The organism is Candidatus Merdisoma sp. HCP28S3_D10, from assembly GCF_052065835.1.
Classification (GTDB): domain Bacteria; phylum Bacillota; class Clostridia; order Lachnospirales; family Lachnospiraceae; genus Laedolimicola.
In genome coordinates, this window is sequence record NZ_JBQHTG010000001.1 from 13,028 (window position 1) to 36,300 (window position 23,273).

Here is a 23,273-nt window from a genome sequence, read left to right on the forward strand (position 1 = left end):
CCCCTCCTATTTCTCAATCTCTCGGTTGTTGTACAGTTCCTTCATTTCCTCGATGGGCTTCTGCATAATCTGCTCAATCAGCTCGTCAAAGGCTCCATGATGGATATCCTCCACACGCTGCTCCAGGTGCTCTGCCTTGGGCGCAATGTACTTTCCGGTCAGTCTTCTGGCCAGCACGCCTACCATAGGGTGGGAAATGCCTGCCGGGCAGCGGGAGGTACAGATACCGCAGCCGATACAGTCGAAGGATTCCTCGGCGCATTTCTCAAAATCACCTCTCTGAGCATATGCGATGTACTGCATGACGTTCAGGGACTGGGGACAGCCCTTGGTGCAGGCATTGCAGCCGATACAGCTGTAGATTTCCGGATAGAGATCCATCATCACGCGCTGCTTTACACTGATTTTGTCCATATCGTAGTTCCGCTTATCTGCCGGAAAGAAGGGCAGTGTCGCGATATACATGCCCTCCTGTACCTGTGTCTGACAGGCCAGGCAGGTCTTCAGCTCATTGTTGCCCTTGATTCTGTAAATGGTTGCGCAGGCACCACAGAAGCCGTGGCGGCAGCCGCAGCCGCGTACCAGCTTATAGCCTGCGTATTCCATAGCCGTCATGATGGTAAGCTCAGCGGGTACGGAATACTTTTTTCCATAGAAATATACGTTTACCATTTCCTGCATGTTCTTTTTTCCTTTCTCTCTCTACTCCGCAGTGCCCAGGCTAAGCTGCGCACTGCATGAGTGTTGCTCCGCAGTGCTCAGGCTAAGCCGCGCACTGCATGAGTGTTGCTCCGCAGTGCTCAGGCTCGAAAAAGCTACGCTTTTCCTCGCTTGAGGGCTTCGCCCTATGCAGCTAGGAACCCTCCGTCTGTCTTACGTGCAAGCACGACGCCAGCCGGATGCTTCCTGTCTGCGCACTGCTCATTGCCTATCAATATTCCGGGGGTAATTCATCAATCTCGTCGCAGCGGAATACGGGACCGTCTTTGCAGACGTATTTGGCGCCGATGTTGCAGCGGCCGCATTTACCGATACCGCATTTCATACGAAGCTCCAGGGTGGTGTACACCTGTGTCTTGTTGAAGCCCAGCTCCATCAGGCCCGCCAGTACAAATTTAATCATGATGGGCGGTCCGCAGACCAGTACGGTCTTATTGGTGTCGAAGCCGATTTCTTTCAGATAGGAAGGAACGAAGCCCACATGGCCGTCCCAGCCCTCCTGCTCCCGGTCGATGGTCAGATATACATTGACGCCCGGCGTCTTCATCCAGACTTCCTGAATCTCCTTAAGCTGCACCAGATCGTCCGCGGAACGGGAACCGTAGAGAATATCTACCGTACCATAATTGTCCCGGTTATCCAGCACGTAGTTGATGACAGAGCGAAGGGGCGCAAGACCGATTCCTCCAGCGATAAACAGAAGATTCTGCTTCTTCAGCGCTGTCTCCACCGGAAAAGCATTTCCGTAGGGACCGCGCACGGTAATCTCGTCTCCCACATTCATTCCATGCAGGTAATCTGTCAGGGAGCCGCAGCGCTTAATGCTGAACTCCTGATATTCTTTGTTGGTGGGGGAAGATGTGATAGAGAACATCGCCTCGCCTACACCGGGAACCGATACCATGGCACACTGACCCGGCATATGCTCAAAAAGCTTCTTACCGTCTCTTCCCACTACCCGGAAGGTTTTAACGTCCGGAGTTTCCGTGCGGATATCCGTCACCACGCCAATCATAGGAATCAGCGCGTCTACTCTGATATCATTTGCATGTCCGCCGCAGGTACATTCACTCATTTCCCTCACCTCCCAGTTTCTTGATCACTTTCACAATATGTAAGGATGACGGGCACTTGCTGACGCAGCGGCCGCAGCCTACGCAGGAATACATGCCGTCATTGTTGGCCGGATAATAAACCAGCTTATGCATAAATCTCTGGCGGAAGCGCTGAAGCTGACTGGTACGCATATTGCCGTGGGCCATCATGGTAAAATCGGAATACATGCAGGAATCCCAGCACCGGTAATGCTGAATTCCGGCCTTACCTCCGTCAAAATCACGGATGTCGTAGCACTGGCAGGTGGGGCACACGAAGGTGCAGGTTCCGCAGGCCAGACAGGGCTTATACAGTTCCTCCCACAGCGGGGAATCAAAAAGCTCCATGGTATTTTCTGGTTTGAACCGGGACAAATCCAGGTGGGACAGAGGAAGCTTCTCGATGATGGCGCGAATCGCCGCCTGCTGCTCCTCTACCTTTTTCTCGCCCTCTGCCGCCGCTTCCGTAAAGGAATCTGCCAGGGCTTCTTTTACCTGTGCCGTAAGTGCTTCTCCTTTTTCTGTCAATGATTTCCAGTATAATACATCTCCTACAAACCAGGCTTCCACATCTGCTCCCGGCTCTGCGGCATCCACATCAAAGTTTTTGCAGAAGCAGGTTTCATCCGGTTCTTTGCAGGCCAGGGATACGATGGTGCCATGCTCTCTTCTGGCCGCGTAATAGGTGTCCACCGGATCCGTCAGGAATACCTGATCCAGAACCTTCACAGCCCTCACATCGCAGGCACGCATACCGAATACCACAAAGGGCTGATTCTGAAGCTCTGCCGGGTCGATGCTGACCTTTCCGCCCTCATAACGGCTCTTGTAGAGCACCTCGCTCTGGGGGAAGAAGCAGTCCTTACCGGACTTCACGGTCTTCAGCGTATCGATATCCACCACGGCCTCTTCGGTCCACAATCCGTAATTGGTCTGTCCGGCTTTCTGTACCGGGAGAAATAAGTCTTCCTTTGCACTGATGGCTCTGTAAAGCTCGTTCAGCTTATTCTTCGCTATCTGATACATGCTTAATGTCCCCCTCTCGTCTGTACAATGCCAGGCTCCACGTCATCAAAGGTGAAGTCCGTCAGCGGGCCTCTGGAATCCGTATCGGCTCCCGCCTGATACTCGCCGTAGAAGGTGTCAATGTCCTTGATAAACTTGCGGTTTAAAAGGTGAAGCGGAATGCCCTGGGGACAGACTCTGCTGCACTCGCCGCAGTCGGTACACCGTCCTGCCACATGGAAGGCACGGATAATATGGAACATCTGCTCCTCAAAGGTATCGGCATTCGCCTTCTGATTGCTGTCATACTGGCTGCTGTCAAAGACACATTTGCGGCAGCTGCAGGCCGGACACACATTGCGGCAGGCGTTGCAGCGGATACATTTGGAAAGCTGCTCCTGCCAGAAATGAAAACGCTCCTCCGGACTCATGGCCTCCAGCTTCTCCACTTCCTCGAAGCGGTTGCCCACCGGACCTGCCTCCTCGTCCTCTGCCGCGCCAATCAGCTCGTCGTATACCATGTGCTTCTTACCCTTACATACCTTGCAGCGCTCCAGAAGGGCGTCGGCAAAGGGCAGCTCCTTCTCGCCATAGATGGTCTCAAATTTCAGGGTATCGCCATCGACCGCTACGCGCTCAATACCTTTAATACCAGCCTCCCGGATTTTCTCCGGCTTTAAGGTACCCTTGCAGCCCACGCCGATGATGTAAGCCTTTTCCCGGTCAACCCGGTGCTCCTTGATCAGCTGATTGAAGCTGTAGGTGTCGCAGGGCTTTAAGAATACCAGCGTCCTGCCCTCCAGCTTGGAGGCCTCAATCATATATTTGCTTAAGTTTGCGCCGCAGAACGCGTCGTAAACAAAATCCTGTAATTCCTCTTCCTTATAGAAATAAGCCGGCTCCGGATCGTATCCCATATCGCCCTTTCTCCAGCCCAGAACCTGCGCTACGGTTCCGTCTGCCAGAAGCTCTTTCGCTCTCTCGATTAACCCTTGCATCGCAGATCCTCCAATCTTACATTTTCTCCCAGTTCATGAATTTTAGCTACAAATTCATTCATGGTGGTGGAGAACTTCACGCCCTCAGCCGCAGATACCCACTCTACGCGGGTACGTCCATTTTCCACGCCCAGGTAATCCAGCATGGAGAAAAGCAGTGTCATACGTCTTCTTGCGTAATAGTTTCCTGTGGTGTAATGACAGTCTCCCGGGTGGCAGCCGCAGAGAATCACGCCGTCCGCTCCCCTCTGGAAGGCTCTCAGGATAAACATGGGGTTCACACGGCAGGAGCAGGGCACGCGGATAATCTTTACATCCGCTGGGTAAGCAAGTCGGCTGCTTCCCGCCAGGTCTGCGCCTGCGTAGGAGCACCAGTTGCAGCAGAACGCTACAATCTTCGGTCTAAATTCTGTATTTTCTACCTGCATATCGCATCTACCTCCGCAAGAATTTGTCTGTTTGAGAAGCCCTGCAGATCCATAGCTCCGGACGGGCAGGCAACGGTACATGCTCCGCAGCCCTGACAGAGAGCGCTGTTCACAACGGCTACCCGTCTCGTCTCACGGATACCATGATCATTTACCAGCTGATCCTCGTAGGAAATCGCTCCGTAAGGACATACCTTTTCACAGGTGGAGCAGCCATTACAGAAGATCGGATCTGCCTTGGCTGTACAGGGGTTGGTAACCAGATGATCCTTCGCCAGAAGTCCTATCACCTTTACGGCAGCGGCTCCGGCCTGGGCTACGGTCTCCGGAATATCCTTGGGTCCCTGGCAGACACCGGACAGGAAGATTCCCGCTGTGGGGGACTCCACCGGACGCAGCTTGGCATGGGACTCAGTCAGGAAATTGTTGGTATCAATGCTGGCTGTCAGCATGGTGGCAATCTTTCTCACATCCGGATTCGGCTCAATGGCAGTAGCCAGGACAACCATATCCGTTTCCATCCGAATCTGCCTGTTGTCCAGCAGGTCAGAGGCCTGTACCAGCAGCTTATCGCCCTGGGGCGCTACCTTTCCTACCTGACCCTTGATGTAATGGACTCCATACTCCTCCACTGCCCGACGATAGAACTCGTCGAAGTTCTTGCCCGGAGTACGCACGTCGATGTAGAATACGGTCACATCTACGTCCGGATATTTGTCACGAATCAGCATGGCATGCTTCGCTGTATACATACAGCAAATCTTGGAGCAATAGCTCTTTCCTCTCTTGTCCGCGCAGCGGGAACCCACGCACTGGACAAATACGATGGACTTGGGAGCCTTGTGATCGGACATCCGCTCCAGGTGGCCCTTGGTGGGTCCTGCCGCGTTCATGATACGCTCCAGCTCCAGGGACGTGATGACGTCCGGGCTCTGGTTATACGCATATTCATCGTACTGATCCAGCTTAATGGTATCAAAGCCGGTCGCCACGACGATAGCGCCGTAATCCACGGTAATGATCTCATCCTTCTGCTCGTAATCAATCGCGCTCGCCTGACATACCTTGGCGCAGACGCCGCATTTTCCGGTCTTGAATTTCATACAGTTTTCACGATCAATCACCGGAACATTGGGAATCGCCTGGGCGAAGGGCGTATAGATCGCGCTTCGTGTATTCAGTCCCCGGTTGAATTCATTGGGAGCCTTCTTGGAAGGACACTTCTCCTGGCAGACGCCGCAGCCGGTACACTTGCTCATATCCACGCTTCTGGCTTTTTTCCGGATATCCACATGGAAATCACCTACGAAACCGCTGACCTTCTCTACCTCGCTATATGTATAAATCGTAATCTTCTCATGGGCCGCAGCCTCCACCATTTTCGGAGTCAGGATACAGGCGGAGCAGTCCAGAGTCGGGAAGGTCTTGTCAAGCTGGGACATACGGCCTCCGATACTGGGAGTCTTCTCTACGATATCTACCTCGTAGCCTGCCTCCGCGATATCCAGCGCGGTCTGGATACCTGCGATACCGCCGCCAATCACCAGGGCGCGCTTTACAACCTGGCTGGTGCCCGGCGTCAGAGGCGCGTTCAGCATAACCTTCGCGATGGCCGCCCGGGCCAGGATAATGGCCTTCTCGGTCGCTTCCTCCATATCTTTATGAATCCAGGAGCAATGCTCGCGGATATTGGCAATCTCTACCATGTAGGGATTGATACCGGCCCGCTTTGCCGCCTGGCGAAATGTATTCTCATGCATTCTGGGGGAACAGGAACAGACAACGATACCTGTCAGGTGTTTCTGCTCGATGGCCTCCCGGATTTTCAGCTGTCCTGCTTCAGAACACATATACTGGTAATCTTCCGCGTGAACGACGCCCGGCTCCTTCGCCGCTGCCGCTACCACCCGTCCGATATCTACCGTCGCAGCTATGTTCGTACCGCAATGACAGACAAATACTCCTATTCTCTGCACGTTTTTTCACCTCCTGATTATTTGCTGTATTTGCGGAACGCGCTGGCCAGCAGCTGCTGGGGCAGTTCCTCGTCCAGTAATTCGGGTATCTCGTTGGGGCTTAAATAATTGCCGCCCCGCTGTCTTACTACCATCTGCCGTACCGCCTCAATGAGCTTCGCAGGCTTTACATCTCTGGGACAGCGCTCTACGCAGGCAAAGCAGGAAAGACATTTCCAGATGGTGGTGGAATTTAAAAGGGGCTCTATGTCGCCATTCTCCACATAAGAAACAAACTGATGGGGACGGATATCCATCTCCTCATAAGCGGGACAGGTCGCGGAGCATTTTCCGCATTTCATACATTTCCGGGTGTTGACGCCGCTCATCTCCCGAAGTCTATCGGCCTTCGCCATATCAGCCTTCTGCATCTTCTGCTCCTCCTTCCGCATTTTTCTCAGGAATCAGGCCAAGAGCCTCTGCCAGAAGCTCCGTCAGATACGTAACCGGAAGCTTTTTCGCGCTTCCACTGGTTCTCAGGTTATAGAGACACAGAGGACAGGCGGTAATCAGTTCTTCCGCTCCGTGATCTGCCGCGGATTCCATGACCCGGTCTACCATCGTACCGGCCAGGGGCTTGTCCTTCAGGGACACATAACCGCCGCAGCACTCGTTCCGGTAGGGATACACCACCGGCTCAGCGCCCAGGGCCCGGATAAAGTCTTCGATAATGGTCGGATTCTCCGGATCGTCAAAGGCCATGATATCACTGGGGCGAAGCAGCATACAGCCATAATACGCGCCGATTTTCCGTCCGGTCAAGGGATGTGTCACCTTTTCCCGGATGGTATCAAAACCGATGTGGTCACGGAGAACCTCCAGATAATGAAGGACCTTTGTCTCTCCTTCATAGGGCTCTGCCAGGTTCAGATAATTGTTGGCTCTGGTACGGATATCTTCCACATTCTGCATATCGTCGTTGACACGCTTGATTACGTGATGACAGGCAGAACAGAGCGTTACCAGATCCTGTCCCTTCTCCTTTGCGTCGTTCAGGGCGCGGACTGCGGACAGCTTTGTGGCGATCTCATCGGACGCCAGCGGATAGACAGCTCCACAGCACTGCCATTCCTCGATTTCCCGTAAGGAAAAGCCCAGCGCTTCTGCTGACATTCTGGCGTATCGGTCCAGGTCCTGCGCCTTGTTCTTCAACGTGCAGCCCGGATAGTAGCTGTACACCATTTGACTACCTCCTTTTGTTTTTTCGTATGTTGGTGTGTAAGTTGTCTTTTTGACAATTTTCTATCAATCTTAGTTATTATACTACACTGTTAAACCATTAACAACCCCCCAATCCGGATTTTATGTTAGTTTTTGAAGTTTTTTTGGTGGATATGTTGCATTTTCATGTTAACTTCACATTTTTTCCTGTTAATTCCGACTTAAATCGTCGGATTTTTTGCAAAATCTCCCCATCCTCTTTGTTGCCGGAATGTTAAATAAAAAACAGAGTGGAAATTTCCACTCTGTTTTATCGGTTTGATTCTTTAGTCCTCTTTCATAACGTCATCGATGAAGTTTCTCAGAACCTCTGCAGAATGCTCTACCTGCTCCCGCTCCTTGTCTGTCAGGGTAATCTTGATTGCCTTGGCAATTCCGTCTGCGTTGACTACGCAGGGGATACTGATACAGGAGCCTTCCAGCTCTTCTCCGTACTCCTTACCCAGCACGTGTGCCACCGGAAGTACGGTATTCTGATTCTTGAGAATGGATTCCACAATCCGGAAGGTGGACATGGCGATTCCGTCGAAGGTCGCGCCCTTCAGGGAGATAACGTCCGCGCCGCCGGTCTTTGCCTTCAGTGCGATAGCCTCCTTTACTTCCTCCTTCTCCTTCGGATCCTCCGGCAGGAAATGGTCGATGGTCTCGCCCGCTACGTTGACACTGCTCCAGATCGGCACCTGGCTGTCTCCGTGCTCGCCCAGGATATAGCCCTGAATATCACGGATATCTACGTTCGCACGCTGGCTTAAGAGATAACGGAAACGCGCGGTGTCCAGAGAGGTTCCGGTTCCGATAACCCGCTCCGGGGACAGGCCTGTCTCCTTCTGAATCAGATAGGTGTTCACGTCTACCGGATTGGATACTACGATAATCAGCGGATTCTTTGCATACTTCATGATATTCTTCGCAATGCTTCTTGCCACTCCGGTATTTACCTTCGCAAGCTCCAGACGGGTCTGGCCCGGCTTCCGGGGAACACCCGCTGTAACAATGATAATCTTGGCGTCCGCGCACTCCTCATATCCGCCCTGACGAACGCGTACCTGGCTGTAGAAAGCGGTTCCGTGTGAGATATCCAGGGCTGCACCCTTCGCACGATCTTCGTTTACGTCTACCAGAACGATTTCTCCTACCTGTGCCCGCAGCATCAAGGTATAGCAGATAGTCTCGCCTACATTTCCAGCTCCAATTACTACGATCTTATTTGATGTTTCATTTGCCATACTGTTACCTCACTCTTTCTCGTCTCGTCCCAACGTTATTTTTTTCACAATATTGATATTTTTTTATCAACCGATTGCATTATATCACGTACAATCCGGTTATGCAAGAGGTAAATATCATTTTTGTACTTCTTTCTGTACAATTTTTTCGTAGAATTAACAAATCCTTAACGATAATTCCGGCCGAGTGCGCATCTTTATGAAAAGAATATGCATTTTTGCAAACAAAAACAGTGCCGACTTCCTTCTCACCGGAGAATTCTGTCAGCACTGCTCTTTTGTTAATTCATAGCTTATTTCTTTACAAATGCTTTCTTTACGAATGCATTCTTTTAATAACCTTCAGTCTCGTGAACTCCTCACGCTCCTTCTCCTCCAGGGCGTTGGAAATGTCTTTCGTCAGCGCCTCGTAGCGGGGAATGGTGATATTCTTCAAAGCGTTGGCACGCTTCTGGGCCTTCTTGATATTGGCCGCCAGCTGGTAGGCGGAATTCTCTACCGCGGACAGCTTGATGGTCAGATCCTTTACCTTTTCAAAAGAAACTCTGGCGATATCCAGAGATTCCTTCGTGCTGTAGAAGGCGTAGGCCGGCGCACGGGTAGCCCCGTCGTAGCGGACCAGCGGAATCTCGGTACCCATGATACTTCGGGTCTTGACCTCTACCGTATCCTCCACGGGTACGTTCCGGGCCACATCGGCTACGGCATTGATACCCAGCTCCATGTTGGCCTTCTGGAGAGCTGCATAGGCTGTGGTAAAGGTTGTGCGGATCTCGTCCTGGATATCCTTGGCCTGATCCACCAGTCCCATCAGCTCCCGGATCAGAATGTTCCGCTTCTTGTCCATCAGCTCATAGCCCTGCTTTGCCAGCTTCAGGGAGTTCTTCGCGCGTATGAGGTTGCCTTTTGTAGGAACTGCATTGTTATCCATACAGCTTCCTCCTTCTTAAAAAACTCGGTTTACATTATTCTGCCGGCTTATAATATTTATCAAGAATCTTGGTATCCACACGGTCCAGTTCCTCTCTCGGCAGCATGCCGAGAAGCTCCCAGCCGATGTTCAGCGTCTCTTCGATGGTACGGTTTTCCTCCGGACCCTGGCCTACAAAACGGGCCTCAAAGGCCTTACCGAACTGCAGGTACTTCTTATCAATCGGAGACAGCTCGTCCTCACCGATAACGGAAGCCAGCGCTCTCGCGTCTCCCACCTTCGCGTAGGAGGAGAACAGCTGGTTCGCCAGATCCTGATGATCCTCTCTGGTATAGCCCGCTCCGATACCGTCCTTCATCAGACGGGACAGGGAGGGCAGTACGCTGATAGGCGGATAAACTGCCTGTCCGTGAAGCTCACGATCCAGTACAATCTGACCCTCGGTAATATATCCGGTCAGGTCCGGAATGGGATGGGTGATATCGTCGTTGGGCATGGTCAGAATCGGGATCTGTGTCACGGAACCATTGACGCCCTCTACGATACCGGCACGCTCATAGATGGTGGCCAGCTCACTGTATAAGTATCCCGGATAACCCTTTCTGGAGGGAATCTCGCCCTTGGAGGAGGAAACCTCACGCATAGCCTCCGCAAAGGAGGTCATATCGGTCAGGATAACCAGGATATGCATATTGCACTCAAAGGCAAGATACTCGGCTGCGGTCAGAGCCACACGGGGTGTAATCAGACGCTCTACAACCGGGTCATTTGCCAGATTCATAAACATGGTAACGTGCTCGGAGGCTCCGCTCTCGTCGAAGGCACGGCGGAAGAAATCCGCTACGTCGTGCTTCACGCCCATGGCCGCAAATACGATACCGAACTGCTCGTCCGAATCGTCACCCAGGGAAGCCTGCTTTACCAGCTGTGCCGCCAGCTGATCATGGGGCAGACCGTTGCCGGAGAAAATCGGCAGCTTCTGTCCTCGAATCAGGGTGGTCAGACCGTCGATCGCGGAAAATCCGGTACGGATATAGTTACGCGGATACTCGCGGGTAACCGGGTTTAAAGGCTGTCCGTTTACATTCCGGTGAATGTCGGATACGATCTCGCCCAGGCCGTCGATGGGCTGTCCGATACCGTTGAAGGTACGGCCCAGGATCTCCGGGGAAAGGGCAATCTCCATGGGATGGCCGGTCAGCTTGGTGTGGGTATTGCGAAGGGACATATTATCGGTTCCGCCGAATACCTGGATCACCGCCTTATCCTTATAGCATTCGATGATACGGCCCAGCTCTTTTTTATTGCCATCCACCGTAATCTCTACGATCTCCTCGTAGGACGCGTTCTGGACGCCTTCCAGGGCAATCAGAGGGCCGTTTATTTCACTTAAGCCTAAATATTCAATTGACATTTTCTCTTCCTCCCCTTACGCGTTCTTTTCCAGTACGCGATCGTAGAACTCATCGATCGCTTTCTTATAATCGGCAAACAGCTCCAGATGATCGTTGGGCACATCGTATTTGATGGCAATGACCTTCTCGAAGATATTTTCACGCTTCAGCACGGACATAGGCATGCCCTGTGTAATCAGCGCCTTGGATCTGTCGTAGAGATAGAGTATGGTCTCCATCATTTTCATCTGCTTTTCCATCGGTACACAGGTATCATCCGGATGGAAGGCATTCTGCTGCAGAAATCCCAGACGGACAACTCTGGAAATCTCCAGAACCAGCTTCTGGTCATCCGGAAGCACGTCGCTTCCGATCAGCTTTACAATCTCCATCAGGCTGCTCTCCTGGTTCAAGATTACCATCAGACGGTTTCTGCAGTCCATGAAGTTCTTTGCCACATGATCCTTATACCAGGGCGCCAGATCGGACACATACTCACTGTAGCTACTGAGCCAGTGGATAGCCGGGAAATGACGGGCATAAGCCAGGGACTTATCCAGTCCCCAGAAGCAGCGGACAAAACGCTTGGTGTTCTGTGTAACCGGCTCGGAGAAGTCGCCGCCCTGCGGGGATACGGCTCCGATGATGGATACGCTTCCTTCTGTTCCATTTAAGTTCAGCATCATGCCGGCACGCTCATAGAACGCAGACAGACGGGATGCCAGGTATGCCGGGAAGCCTTCCTCCGCAGGCATTTCCTCCAGACGTCCGGACAGCTCACGCAGAGCCTCAGCCCAACGGGAAGTGGAGTCTGCCATGATCGCTACGTCGTAGCCCATGTCTCTGTAATACTCTGCCAGGGTAACACCTGTGTAAATACTAGCCTCACGGGCTGCCACCGGCATATTGGAGGTATTGGCGATCAGCGTGGTACGCTCCATCAGGGGGTTGCCTGTCTTCGGGTCAACCAGCTTGGAAAAATCCTCCAGTACCTGTGTCATCTCATTGCCACGCTCGCCGCAGCCGATATAGATGATGATATCCGCGTCGGACCATTTTGCGATCTGATGCTGCGTCATGGTCTTACCGGTTCCGAATCCGCCGGGAATCGCTGCGGTACCGCCCTTGGCGATTGGGAACAGGGTATCCAGGATACGCTGTCCGGTAACCAGCGGCTTGGAAGCCGGGTAACGCTTAGTGGTCGGTCTCGGCACACGGATAGGCCATTTCTGCATCATGGTCAGTTCCTTCTCGGTACCGTCGTCCAGCTGCAGAACCGCAATGGTATCGCAGATGGTATACTGGCCATCCGGCATTACCTTTGTCAGTACGCCGGAGAGATTCGGAGGAACCATAACCTTATGAACGATTGCCTTTGTCTCCGGTACCTCACAGATGATGGAGCCGCCGCTGACGCGGTCACCCGCCTTTACGATCATATGAGCGTCCCAGAGTTTCTCCTTATCCAGAGAATCTACGACGGTACCGCGGCTGATATACGCGCCGCCGATTTTCGCGATCTCACTTAAAGGACGTTCAATACCGTCGAAAATATTATGCAGGATTCCGGGAGCCAGGTATACGGAGATAGCGTCTCCGGTAGCCTCTACGATTTCACCCGGTTTGATTCCGGTGGTCTCCTCGAATACCTGAATGGTTGTTCTGTCTTTATCCAGACCGATGACCTCGCCTACCAGTTTTTCCTTGCCTACATAGACCATCTCGGCCATCTTAAAGCCGGTGTTGCCTTTGATGTATACAACAGGGCCGTTGATTCCATAGATAACGCCTGTTCTATTCATGGTGTGCTCCTCCTTTTAACTGGAAGCTTTCCTTCGCCCCTGCCAGCTTGCTCTCAAAGGAATTATCGATGAGGATATTCCGGCCCGGCAGTACGGCGCGTGTTCCGCCCATAAAGGAGTATTCGCTGACCGTCACCGGCGCTCCTACTTCTGACTCGATGCTGTATTTCTTCTGCGCATCGGACGGGTCAATATATAAAATCACTTCGTCTCCGCCTGCAAACTCCCTTGCCTCGCGCAGCTGTTTCACCAGCATCTGATGATATTCCCTGGTCTCCGCAAAGTTTGCCAGCAGATCCTTTACCTCTACAAAAAGCTTTTCCTTCAGTTCATCCTGCTTTTTGCTTAAGGTTCTCTTGATTTCAATCTGTTCCTCGGAGAACTGCTTGTTGTTTTCACGGACCAGACGGTCTGTCTCGGTCTTAATTTCAAGCTCCTCCTGACGACGCTTTTTCTCCTGATGCTCCTGAAAAATCTTTTCCATGGCATCTGTATACTCGCGGATCATGACGTCGCTTTTATGTCTCGCCTCTTCCATGGCGTAAGTCGTAAAATGCTGCAGTTTTTCTTCTGTCGTCATTGCGCTCACCTTCCTTCCTGTTCACTCTAAAGCTTGACTCCGATGGCTTCGTTCACATAGGAGGTAATGAAATTCTCTCCTCTTGTAGTGCCATGGCGGTCCGGAATTTCAATGAGAAGCGGAAGGCTGTGCCCCTGACGCGCTTCGTTGACAACCTCGGGAAATTCGCGGCCAAACTTCTCCGTCAGAATTACTACAGCCACATCCTTGTCAGCCATCACACGGTTCAGCTCTGCCCTCAGCTCCTCTTTTTCGTGGACAACGGCGCCCTCGACGCCTGCCAGGCGCATGCCTGTGCAGGTATCGATATTGTCGCTTATCAAATACATCTTCATATGGATTCCGCCTTTCGGGTCAGGGATTTACAGCTTACCAAGAATCATGAAGGAGATGATCAGACCATACAGAGCGATACCTTCGGCCATTGCTACGAAAATCATGGACTTACCGAAGATGCTCTGATCCTCGCTGATTGCGCCCAGCGCCGCGCTTGCGGAAGACGCTACGGCAATACCGGAACCGATACCGGAAAGGCTGGTAGCCAGCGCTGCTGCGATATATCCCAGACCTGTGGACATGCCTGCTGCGGTTTCTGCCGCGGTCTCTGCTGCGTGTACATCTCCGCCGTATGCCAGAACGGCTGCCAGAGCCAGAGTACCGAAGAAGAAGAAGCAGTTGCATCCAAGGCTTCTCTTATAACGACTGCGGGAGGGCTGTCCCAGGAAATATGCCCCGAACGGAACCATAATGCTTAATACAAGAGCTGTAACCAGTAATACTTTCACTAACATAGACATTTTAATTTCCTCCTTTTAATACCTTTTGTAATAATTTTATATAAATTTAAATTATTGCTTCTGTATCTCTTATTTCTCTTTCAGCTTATAGGGCTTAAACGCATGTCCGGTTCCCTTGTAGAAACGGCTGAACAGCTCGTAGTACTCCAGACGCAGAACCTGGATACCTACGATCAGGCCCTCCATGGCGCATACAAAGGTGTTGCCCAGTACGATAACCAGCCAGTTTCCGGTGGCTCCGTTTTCGAAGCCCGCCAGCATCAGCACAACCTCCATCATAGCCGCGTGGCTGACTGCGAACGCGCCGATACGGACAAAGGACAGGGTGTTGGAGAAGAAGCTTAAGAGCACCTCAAACATCTCGAAGAAGGTCAGCACCAGATACATGGCTATGCCGCCATCCAGCTCTGCTTTCTTCTTTTCCATCCAAGCGGTCAGCGGCTCCTTGAAGGCCATAGCCAGAAGCGGAAGTCCCAGAACCAGCACCATGATAACAGTAGCCGGAAGCGCGTGTCCGCTCATAAAGAGAATCAGGCTTGCTACTACGAAGCCGTAGAAGATAAAACCTGCCACACCGTTGGTATCGAACCAGGTGCCCTCGATATCATGATTCCGGACTGCCACGATAATATGCAGAATCATAGCCGTCAGAATCAGGAACATACCGAATACAATGGCTACCACAAAAACGGTGTTCATCTGTCCCACCACCGGAAGCGTCATCATGGCTTCCTTGGGCTTCAGCCAGCGTGCGGGAATCACATCCTCGAAACCGAAGAAGCTGCCGTACATAAAGCCGAAGAAAGTGGAGAAGATACCGGCGCTGCCGATAATCGCCGCCAGATCCATGCCTTTCTTCTTATAGAGGAAGAAGCCGCCCAGCAGCAGTACCAGGCCCTGTCCCACATCACCGAACATAGCACCGAAGATAAAGGCATAGGTGATGGCCACGAACATGGTCGGATCCATCTCATTGTAGGCCGGAAGGCCATACATCTTTACATACATCTCAAAGGGACGGAAAATCTTGTGGTTATGAAGCTTCGTAGGCGGTGTACTGAAGATGTTGTCATGGTCATCCTCTACCACCACGAAGGTCTGCTCATCTTCCTCGATTTCTTTCTGGAAGGCGTCGGCCTGATCTTCCGGCATCCATCCGCAGAGGATATAGAACACATTGTCCTTCTCCCGGGTCAGCGCCGCGAATTTCCGGATATCGAAGCTTGCGGAACGCTTTTTCAGGTAAGCGCTTGCCCCTGCCAGTTCGTCGATACGGTCTGCTACCACGGAAGAAATCTTATCATCCATGGCTGAAAGCTTCTTATCCAGCTCTGCCAGTTCCTTTTTCAGCTCCTCATACGCCTCGGTTGCGGTACCCTCGTACTCGTCCGGAATGAAGATGTGCTCAAAATGCATGGACGCATACACCGCGTCAATCTTATCTGCCAGAGAAGCCGGTACAAAATAAACTCCGTAAACATACTCCTCATCGCTGCGGCATTTATAGAAAATCGTATCCAGTGTATCGTATACGTAGCGGTCGAACTTATCGAAGTACTCCTTGGAAATCCGTCCGAACCGGTACTTTTCATAATGGAAATTCAGCAGGCTGTGGACATCAAACTCCAATCCCTGGAAAGGCTCAATGCTGTCCATGGAAGCCTTGCATTTTTCCCGCTTCGCGGTAAGCTCCGCCTTCTGATCCTTCAGATCGGTCAGGTTCTTTTCCGCGTCCCTTAAAATCTGCTCCGCCTTCTCTACTGTCATATCGGGGAATTCCCGATCTGTGTGCAGATCTGCCGGGAGATATTCTGACGCCTGACGCAAGATTTCCTCGTAAGGATTCTTGTCCGTGTAGGCTCTCAGATTCTGTACTGTCTTAAGCTCTGTCAGGGCGTGCTCCAGCTGGATCTCGTACTTGGAAAGATACCGACCGGCCATGCGCTCAATATCATTCCTCGGCCCTGTGATGCTTAAGAACTTCATCTTTACAATCACTTTGCTGCTACCTCCTCTTACTGTTAGCTTTTAGTCTTCGACCGTTCCACATATCTCATGGTTTCCGCGGCGGGAAGTCCGTAGCGGACGCCTTCCAGAACGGTAGTCAGCCTGTCCAGTTCCTGCTCCTTATCGTACAGGTAGCCGGTAATCACCGCCAGAGAATACGGATTGGCACGTTTTTCTTCCGTGTAAATCTTACGCAGGAATCTGTCATATACCGTCTCCAGCTCCTGGCTGTCCAGTTTTAGAAACCTTCTGCCGTAATAGGTCTTCTGGATTGCTTCTTCCAAAGCCCTGTTGTCTGCCGCCGATACCATAGCGCGGATATCGCTGTCATGAAGCTTGTAAGTCACCGGAATCAGAAGGGCGTAGGTGGAAGCCTCCGACATCTGATAGTATTTCTTTGCCCGGTAAATCCACATCATATTCAGCAGGTCAATCTGACTTCCCAGGCTTCTGGCCAGAAGTGCCTGGGTCTTCCCCTTGGTCAGCTTGCTGTTCTGTTTCCATATGGTGGAAAAATAATACAGATCCAGCGTCATTTCATAATCGAAGAGACCCATGTTTTCTGCATGATCCAGCTTCTCCAGCACCTTATAGTAATCCGTGCCCTTCAGCGCTTCCAGAATCTCCGGAACCGTCTCCGCCTCAGCCAGCCTGTCCAGCGGCACATCCGTGTAACGCTGTATCATCCCCCGAAGCTCTTTCTCCTCTGCGGTACGATCCCCATGGTTGAACACTCTTCGGAATGCCCGCTTGATAATCGCAATCTCAAATTTACAGAAATAAAGCTTCAAAATCTTTTTCTGATCCTTATCACAGAAACGATAGATCTTAGAGAAATCATAGTAAAGCGTACCGACCAGCAATTTCTCAATCTGCCCCCGGTGAAGCTCTGTCTCGTCATATCCCCTAAACAAGGCTCCATAGGCCGGAATCTTTTTCAAATAGGCCACCGCCTGCGGAACACTCTCCATAGCTGCCAGCTTCTCAAAATCAGAATGCGTCAGAAGCCTGCTGTCCATGGCCCGTATCTTTGTGGCAACGGCACTGTATTTCATCAGCTCGCCCATGCCTATTCTCCTATCATCTTATTGAAAATCGCAGTCGCCAGCTTCTCATGGTTCTGGTTGTACTCCGCCTCCATGTCTGCCAGCACCCGGTCCGTCTCCTGCTTCATTTTCAAAAGCTCGTTCTCCGCCGAAAGGTTCAGCTTCTCATTCAATGTCTTCAGCTTTTCCTGGGTCTGCGCGTCAATCTCCTTATCAAAGGCCTGTGTCTTCGCCTCATACTCAGCCGCGATCTGCTTCTTCTGCTCTGCAGCCTTCTTCTCCAGCGCTACCGCCGCGCTCTCGATCTCAGAAAGCCTGCCCAGCACTGCTTCCATCTGCTCCATGCAAATCCCTCCTGTCTCGTCATAGTCTTTGAATCACGATTATACTATACTCTTTTCTGGGGAAAAGCTATAGCAAAATCCACCTAAATTGTATCTATTTCCGTTGGCATTTTCTACAAATTTATGTATAAATTTCTATACTTTCGGCATTTTGACGCATTGGAAAACGCCTCTTTTTGACTGCTTTCGGATAATGATACATTTTACACACTTGTGTGTAATTTCCCCTGTTAGAGAAAAAATTCCCCGACTTACGTCGAGGAATTTCATGCACAATTAGTTGTATTTACGCTTTCTAGCCGCTTCAGATTTTTTCTTACGTCTTACGCTGGGCTTCTCGTAATGCTCTCTCTTACGAATTTCCTGCTGAATGCCTGCCTTTGCACAGTTTCTTTTAAAACGACGCAGAGCGCTATCTAAAGTCTCGTTCTCTTTTACGATTACATTTGACATAGTTTCACACCTAACCTCCCTCCAGTTGTGTATTGTGCATGAGACAACTGTCTGGGTATTTTACCTTTGATTTGCAAAGGTATCCTTGCACACATAAGATTATAGTGGCTAATCGGTGTTCTGTCAATACTTTTTTCACCGTAACCGGTAAATTAAAGCCAAATTAAGGCTCGTAAATCTTCACCTCAAAGGAATCCCGGATAATCTGACGTCCCGCCTGCACATCCTTGATTTCTCCCATGGCCACCAGCTGTACAATGCTGTTGCCCAGAACCGATCCTTCTACCGGTCCCGCCATAACGCGCTTGCCTGTTTTCTTCGCGGTCAGCTCGCAGAGAAGCTGATCCTGGATGCCGCCGCCCACCATGTTGATACAGGAAACGGTCTTTCCGGTGATCTCCTCCATATACTTGACAGACTTGCGGTACTCCTCGGTCAGGCCGTTGTAGATAGCCATGGCCATTTCGCCCAGTCCCTCCGGGGTTCCCTGTCCGGTCTCCTCACAGTAACCGACGATCTCCTTCATCATATTCAGCGGCGCTGTAAACCGCGGATCCTTCGGATTGATACTGAAGTCCTGACGCTTGGCTGCCCGCGCCTCACGGATAATATCCGGGAAGCCTACCTCTCCCTCGAACTCGCACCAGTTCCGGCGCAGATTCTGCATAATCCACAGACCATTGATATTCTTCAGGAACTGAATCTTGCCATCGATGCTGCCCTCGTTGGTGTAGTTATATTTATAGGAAGCTTCATTTAAAATCGGCTCATCCAGAACCATACCAAGCAGGGACCAGGTACCACAGCTTAAGAAGGCCGCGTCGTCGGACTCCAGAGGCGCGCCCGCTACTGCGGACGCCGTATCATGGCTGCCTACCGCAATGACCTTCACATCCTTAAGACCGGTCTCCTCCTCCACTTCCGGAAGCAGTCCGCCGATGATAGTGCCGGGCATTACGATGTCGCCAAACATTTCTTTGTTCAGCCCCAGCTTTTCAATCAAATCATAATCCCACTCCCGCTTTCTGGCATCCAGAAGCTGGGAAGTGCTTGCGAAGGTATACTCTGTATACATGATACCGGTCAGGAAATAACCAAACAGCTCCGGCATAAAGAGAATCCGCTTTGCGTTGTCCAGAATCACCGGACGCATCTTCTTCTCCGCATATAACTGGAAGATGGAATTGAAATACATAAACTCAATTCCGGTACGGTTGTAAAGCTCCTCCAACGGAATAATCTTCCCGATCTCGTCAATGACGCCGTCCGTACGGGAATCCCGGTAATTCACCGGGTTGCCGATGAGGTTTCCGTCCTTGTCAAAAAGGCCGTAGTCCACGCCCCAGGTATCAATCGCCAGAGACTGAATCGGCACCTTCTTAGCCGCCGCTTTTTTCAGGCCCTGCTTCAGTTCATGGTAGAGACCGAACAGATCCCAGTAAATATGTCCCCCTACACGTACCTCATGATTCGGAAAACGATGCAGCTCCTCCAGCGTGAGCTTTCCGTCCTCCAGCTTGCAGAGCACCATACGTCCGCTGGATGCTCCAAAATCAAAGGCCAGGTTATAAATTTTCTCTCCCATAAGTAATTCCTTCCCTTCTTTTTATGTGTTTTATCCCTGTGTGACCAGACGAACCCCCTGTTCCTCCAGAAACGCCAGCCATTCCCCTGACGGCTTCCGGTCGGTCACAATCACATCCCCTTTTTTCAGCATCATGGATTTCACAAAGGAAACCCGGTCAAACTTACTGCTGTCCACAGCCAGAATCGCCGTGTCAGCGCAGCCGTACATGGCAATCTTGATATCGCTGTCCAGCTCGTTGGAGTCTGTCATGCCCTCCTTCATATCGATTCCCTTGCAGGAAAAGATCGCTTTGTCCACATGATAGCCGTTCAGAACCTTCTGGGCCGCATTTCCCACCAGGGAAAGGGAGCTTTCATTTAAATTGCCTCCGGTGGAAATTACCTGGATGCCCTCGTGACCGGCCAGCTCAATCAGTACTTCCACGGAGTTGGTAATAACCGTAAGCTTCTTCATTTCCTTCAGTTCCTTGGCAATCATCAGGGAGGTGGACGACGCATCCAACATAATCCGATCGCCTTCCTCCACCAGGCCTGCCACCAGTCCGGCAATCACCTGTTTTTCGTCCCGGTTGGTTTTCTCCCGGATCCGCAGGGGCATATCCACATTTTTATTCTTATTCAGGACGGCTCCTCCGTAAGTTCTCTTTACGAAGCCCTCGCTTTCCAGCTTTTCCAGATCCCGGCGAATGGTCTCGTCTGTCACATCATAGTGTTTGCTCAATTCGGAAACGAGAACCCGCTGTTCCTTCTGAAGAATTGCAAGGATTTCATTTTTGCGTTCGATTGCAAGCATTTTTTCTCCTCCCTCTGTAAATTTTTTCCTGTTTTATTCTATTTTATCTCATTTGAATTTATTATACCATGTTTTTCTTGGTTTTTATAGTAGTTTTTCTTGGTTTTTAGTTGAAAATATTACAAACTCAACATGATAGTTTTAAAAAAACCGATGGCAGAAAATCTGCACATCGGTTTTTTATCTTCTTTAAAGTCTGCTGTAACCGAAGGTATTGACTATGGCATCTACCTTCTCCTGCTTCTGGCACAGGGGGCAGTCACGGAAGCTGTAGGTCTGATAATCCGGCATATCCTTCCGTGTAAAAATGGCGTTGACCGGAATGGAATGTGCCTTATCTACCGCGCTGAAAATCGCGTTGATGGCGCTGATTTTGCCGCCGTAATACTCGATACACTCGATACTCTGATTCAGGGTTTTTCCGGTGGTGGCTGTAGCCAGCAGCCTCGCTGCCGCCTGGGCTTCATTCTGGCGCGCCTTCAGTGTGGTCAGGTCAATGTAATAATTGATGTGGGAATGTTTTCACTATTTCCTGTTACGCAAAATGCGACCGGGCTTTTGACGACCCGATCGCATTATTATTTTTTCTTAGTATAATTTTGACAGGAGCTCATAGGTTTCCGGACGACGATCCCGTAAATACACTACTTCATTTTCACGATATCTCGCCACATCCTCCAAATCAAAGGTAGCTACCAGCAATGCCTCTTCATTTACCGGGGCCTCTGCCACAAGTTTTCCTCTCGGATTATAAATTTTGTTATTTCCGAACATTTCTCCGGTCTTATCCTCGCCTTCCAGTCCAACGCGGTTAAGTCCGCCTACAAAACAGCCATTTTCCAGGGATCTGGTAGCAAAATAGATATCCCACATATCCTTATCCCTGATGGGGAAAGCACTGGGACAGAGAATCAGTTCTGCGCCCTTTAACGTAAGGATTCTGGAAACCTCCGGAAAACCTCCATCGTAGCAAATCATAAATCCGACTTTTCCAAAGTCCATGTCGAACACCGGATACTCGCTTCCCGCACGGAACCAGAAGCGCTCTCCTGCCCAGAGATGTGTTTTATTGTAGGTTCCCATCAGGGAGCCGTCTTTACTGATTACAATCATTCCATTGTACAGAACTCCCGGCATGTCACTTTTCAACACAATAGGAGCCGCAATATACATTCCATATTCTTTTGCCTTGGCACTCAGAAGCTGGAAGGTTTCTCCTTCCGGTTCTTCAGCCATATCCAGATACTTTTCTCCTATCAGCTCCGGGCTATAGCCTGTGGAACACAACTCCGGGAAACAGATCAAATCTACTTTTTTCTCCGCTGCCTCTTTCACATAGTCCAGCATCTTCTCCAGATTCGCCTTTTTATTCATCAGCTCACAGTCCATCTGGACAAGTCCCACTGTTACATTTCTACTCATGCTTTTCCCTTTCCGATCTTGCCGATCAATACCACTACCACTACAGAAACAAACATTGCCACAAGCGCCGTCGGAACCACATTGGACAGCTTCACCATAAAGGGTACGCCGAAGCCAACCGGAGCCTCATTCATACAGAGACCAACCAGGCAGCCGGCAATTGCGCCAATTCCTGTATCAACCTTGAAATCCGGAATCTCGTTCATTTTCTCATAACTGTACTTATCCGCATTCTTCAGGATATAAAAGTCAGCCAGCATAGCGCCTGAAATCGGCGGAATCAATACGCAGAGCAGATTCAGGAAGGGAACCAGCCAGTCAATCATTCCCAGAGCTCCCAGAATGGTTGCGAAGATACCGCAGAGAGCTGTAACAATCCAACGGGGCAGCTTCAGAAGGCCATGAAACGTATTGGTCAGACCAAGAGTTGACTGATACAGGTTATTATCGTTGGTTGTCCATGTGGCAATGATAATGATAAGCGCCGCAACATAGCCAAAGCCAAGAATGTTAATCATAATGTCTGTAATATCATTGGTCTGAAACGCACAGGCAAAGATTGCGCCACAGATAACAACAACCGGATATCCCAACGTAAATCCCAGTGTCACACCAATGCTTGAATCCTTCACTGTTTTGGAATATCTGGTAAAGTCCTGTACAATCGATACACCTACGATGAAGCTGCCGACCATCAGCGAAACAGCCGTAGCGAAGGACATCTTGGTTGTCGGAGCAGCACTCAGAATCTCTCCTGCCGGAACCATTACAAAGGTCTTGACCACACCGAACAGAATCAGTGCAAACAGAAGAGGAACACCTATCTGGGAAAGCATTTTAATTCCTTTGTATCCGACAATCGCGGTAATCATCATCAGGATTCCGCCTACGATAATGCAGAACGTGGTATTTACTTCCACTCCTGCCGCTAATCTGAACACACTGGAAATGCTGCTTCCGAAAAAAGTACACTGATAACCAAACCATCCCATATTACACAGTGCAACAATAATTCCGAATACCATTGCGCCATATTTTCCAAAGGTGAAACGGGAAGAGACCGTAGAAGAAAGACCGCTCTTTATTCCGATAGCTCCGCAAAGCGCTCCAATAATAGTCAGAATCACACCACCAATTAATACAGCTGCCACCGTAGGCCAGAAGCCCAGACCCAGAGCAATCTGTCCGCCCAGTGTAAACGCCGTCAGGCAGAAACCAACGCCCAGCCACACAAACACCTGTGATTTCCACGTATTTTTCTTGTCATCAGGAACCGGACTAAATTCATAGTCGTTGAAAACTTCCGTGGATTCTGCTGTACCTAACACATTTTTGTCATTCGTCATTACTGTACCTCCTGTTATGTCTCATTTATTTCGAAATATATTCAAGATTTCGAAAAGAGCATTC

Annotated in this window: 24 protein-coding genes; 1 reads left to right on the forward strand and 23 read right to left on the reverse strand. The window is 50.7% G+C overall.

Going from position 1 to position 23,273, the window contains the following annotated elements; all coding sequences use genetic code 11:
• Window positions 1–6: 6 nt before the first annotated feature.
• The 21 genes from ACTNCH_RS00060 to ACTNCH_RS00160 form a co-directional block, all read right to left on the reverse strand.
• A complete protein-coding gene (locus ACTNCH_RS00060) occupies window positions 7–681 on the reverse strand; it encodes a 4Fe-4S dicluster domain-containing protein (RefSeq protein WP_158364891.1) in 675 nt (224 codons plus the stop codon).
• A 250-nt stretch (window positions 682–931) separates the two neighbouring features.
• Window positions 932–1,795: an FAD/NAD(P)-binding protein gene (locus ACTNCH_RS00065; RefSeq protein WP_158364894.1), complete on the reverse strand. Its 864-nt coding sequence runs from the start codon at window positions 1,793–1,795 to the stop codon at window positions 932–934.
• Complete coding sequence (locus tag ACTNCH_RS00070) at window positions 1,788–2,840, reverse strand: 4Fe-4S dicluster domain-containing protein (protein ID WP_441016065.1); 1,053 nt, start codon at window positions 2,838–2,840, stop codon at window positions 1,788–1,790. The genes ACTNCH_RS00065 and ACTNCH_RS00070 overlap by 8 nt, the downstream gene beginning before the upstream one ends.
• 2 nt (window positions 2,841–2,842) lie before the next feature.
• Window positions 2,843–3,817 (reverse strand): 4Fe-4S dicluster domain-containing protein, encoded by a 975-nt coding sequence (locus ACTNCH_RS00075; RefSeq protein WP_441016063.1) that lies wholly within the window; start codon window positions 3,815–3,817, stop codon window positions 2,843–2,845.
• Entirely contained in the window at window positions 3,805–4,245 is a 441-nt protein-coding gene (locus tag ACTNCH_RS00080) for a hydrogenase iron-sulfur subunit (RefSeq protein WP_186872041.1), read from the reverse strand. Before ACTNCH_RS00080 ends, ACTNCH_RS00075 begins: the two co-directional genes overlap by 13 nt.
• Window positions 4,236–6,221 (reverse strand): 4Fe-4S binding protein, encoded by a 1,986-nt coding sequence (locus ACTNCH_RS00085; RefSeq protein WP_441016060.1) that lies wholly within the window; start codon window positions 6,219–6,221, stop codon window positions 4,236–4,238. Before ACTNCH_RS00085 ends, ACTNCH_RS00080 begins: the two co-directional genes overlap by 10 nt.
• Window positions 6,222–6,238: 17 nt before the next feature.
• Window positions 6,239–6,631 carry a 4Fe-4S dicluster domain-containing protein gene (locus ACTNCH_RS00090; RefSeq protein WP_158364904.1) on the reverse strand — a complete coding sequence of 131 codons (393 nt, stop codon included), beginning with the start codon at window positions 6,629–6,631 and terminating at the stop codon, window positions 6,239–6,241.
• Window positions 6,618–7,442 (reverse strand): CoB--CoM heterodisulfide reductase iron-sulfur subunit B family protein, encoded by an 825-nt coding sequence (locus tag ACTNCH_RS00095; RefSeq protein WP_441016058.1) that lies wholly within the window; start codon window positions 7,440–7,442, stop codon window positions 6,618–6,620. Before ACTNCH_RS00095 ends, ACTNCH_RS00090 begins: the two co-directional genes overlap by 14 nt.
• Window positions 7,443–7,747: 305 nt before the next feature.
• A complete protein-coding gene (locus tag ACTNCH_RS00100; protein ID WP_441016055.1) occupies window positions 7,748–8,707 on the reverse strand; it encodes an L-lactate dehydrogenase in 960 nt (319 codons plus the stop codon).
• 316 nt (window positions 8,708–9,023) lie between these two features.
• Window positions 9,024–9,638, reverse strand: a complete 615-nt coding sequence (locus ACTNCH_RS00105; RefSeq protein ID WP_441016052.1) for a V-type ATP synthase subunit D — start codon at window positions 9,636–9,638, stop codon at window positions 9,024–9,026.
• 34 nt (window positions 9,639–9,672) lie between these two features.
• Window positions 9,673–11,052 (reverse strand): V-type ATP synthase subunit B, encoded by a 1,380-nt coding sequence (locus ACTNCH_RS00110; protein ID WP_178039856.1) that lies wholly within the window; start codon window positions 11,050–11,052, stop codon window positions 9,673–9,675.
• A 15-nt stretch (window positions 11,053–11,067) separates the two neighbouring features.
• Window positions 11,068–12,834 carry a V-type ATP synthase subunit A gene (locus ACTNCH_RS00115; protein WP_441016048.1) on the reverse strand — a complete coding sequence of 589 codons (1,767 nt, stop codon included), beginning with the start codon at window positions 12,832–12,834 and terminating at the stop codon, window positions 11,068–11,070.
• The gene (locus ACTNCH_RS00120; RefSeq protein WP_441016045.1) at window positions 12,827–13,414 is read right to left on the reverse strand and encodes a V-type ATP synthase subunit E; all 588 of its coding nucleotides are present in this window, start codon (window positions 13,412–13,414) and stop codon (window positions 12,827–12,829) included. Before ACTNCH_RS00120 ends, ACTNCH_RS00115 begins: the two co-directional genes overlap by 8 nt.
• A 26-nt stretch (window positions 13,415–13,440) precedes the next feature.
• Window positions 13,441–13,749: a V-type ATP synthase subunit F gene (locus tag ACTNCH_RS00125; protein WP_158364922.1), complete on the reverse strand. Its 309-nt coding sequence runs from the start codon at window positions 13,747–13,749 to the stop codon at window positions 13,441–13,443.
• Window positions 13,750–13,776: 27 nt separating this feature from the next.
• Window positions 13,777–14,211 carry an ATP synthase subunit C gene (locus ACTNCH_RS00130; protein ID WP_441016042.1) on the reverse strand — a complete coding sequence of 145 codons (435 nt, stop codon included), beginning with the start codon at window positions 14,209–14,211 and terminating at the stop codon, window positions 13,777–13,779.
• Window positions 14,212–14,280: 69 nt separating this feature from the next.
• A complete protein-coding gene (locus ACTNCH_RS00135) occupies window positions 14,281–16,209 on the reverse strand; it encodes a V-type ATP synthase subunit I (RefSeq protein ID WP_441016039.1) in 1,929 nt (642 codons plus the stop codon).
• Window positions 16,210–16,232: 23 nt separating this feature from the next.
• On the reverse strand, window positions 16,233–17,285 hold the full coding sequence (locus tag ACTNCH_RS00140; protein WP_441016036.1) for a V-type ATPase subunit: 1,053 nt from the start codon (window positions 17,283–17,285) through the stop codon (window positions 16,233–16,235).
• A gap of 2 nt (window positions 17,286–17,287) precedes the next feature.
• Entirely contained in the window at window positions 17,288–17,608 is a 321-nt protein-coding gene (locus tag ACTNCH_RS00145) for an ATPase (RefSeq protein WP_158364930.1), read from the reverse strand.
• A gap of 276 nt (window positions 17,609–17,884) precedes the next feature.
• Window positions 17,885–18,061: a 30S ribosomal protein S21 gene (gene rpsU, locus ACTNCH_RS00150; RefSeq protein ID WP_004054229.1), complete on the reverse strand. Its 177-nt coding sequence runs from the start codon at window positions 18,059–18,061 to the stop codon at window positions 17,885–17,887.
• Window positions 18,062–18,224: 163 nt separating this feature from the next.
• Entirely contained in the window at window positions 18,225–19,646 is a 1,422-nt protein-coding gene (locus ACTNCH_RS00155) for a rhamnulokinase (RefSeq protein WP_441016031.1), read from the reverse strand.
• A gap of 30 nt (window positions 19,647–19,676) precedes the next feature.
• Window positions 19,677–20,441, reverse strand: a complete 765-nt coding sequence (locus tag ACTNCH_RS00160) for a DeoR/GlpR family DNA-binding transcription regulator (RefSeq protein ID WP_441016028.1) — start codon at window positions 20,439–20,441, stop codon at window positions 19,677–19,679.
• A 132-nt stretch (window positions 20,442–20,573) separates the two neighbouring features.
• Here ACTNCH_RS00160 and ACTNCH_RS00165 point away from each other — a divergent pair, with 132 nt between their 5' ends.
• Window positions 20,574–21,038, forward strand: a complete 465-nt coding sequence (locus ACTNCH_RS00165) for a hypothetical protein (protein WP_441016025.1) — start codon at window positions 20,574–20,576, stop codon at window positions 21,036–21,038.
• On the opposite strand, the gene ACTNCH_RS00170 is transcribed toward ACTNCH_RS00165, so the two are convergent.
• Entirely contained in the window at window positions 21,030–21,863 is an 834-nt protein-coding gene (locus ACTNCH_RS00170; RefSeq protein WP_441016023.1) for a nitrilase-related carbon-nitrogen hydrolase, read from the reverse strand. The genes ACTNCH_RS00165 and ACTNCH_RS00170 overlap by 9 nt on opposite strands.
• On the reverse strand, window positions 21,860–23,209 hold the full coding sequence (locus ACTNCH_RS00175; RefSeq protein ID WP_441016020.1) for a purine-cytosine permease family protein: 1,350 nt from the start codon (window positions 23,207–23,209) through the stop codon (window positions 21,860–21,862). The genes ACTNCH_RS00170 and ACTNCH_RS00175 overlap by 4 nt, the downstream gene beginning before the upstream one ends.
• Between the last annotated feature and the right edge of the window lie 64 nt (window positions 23,210–23,273).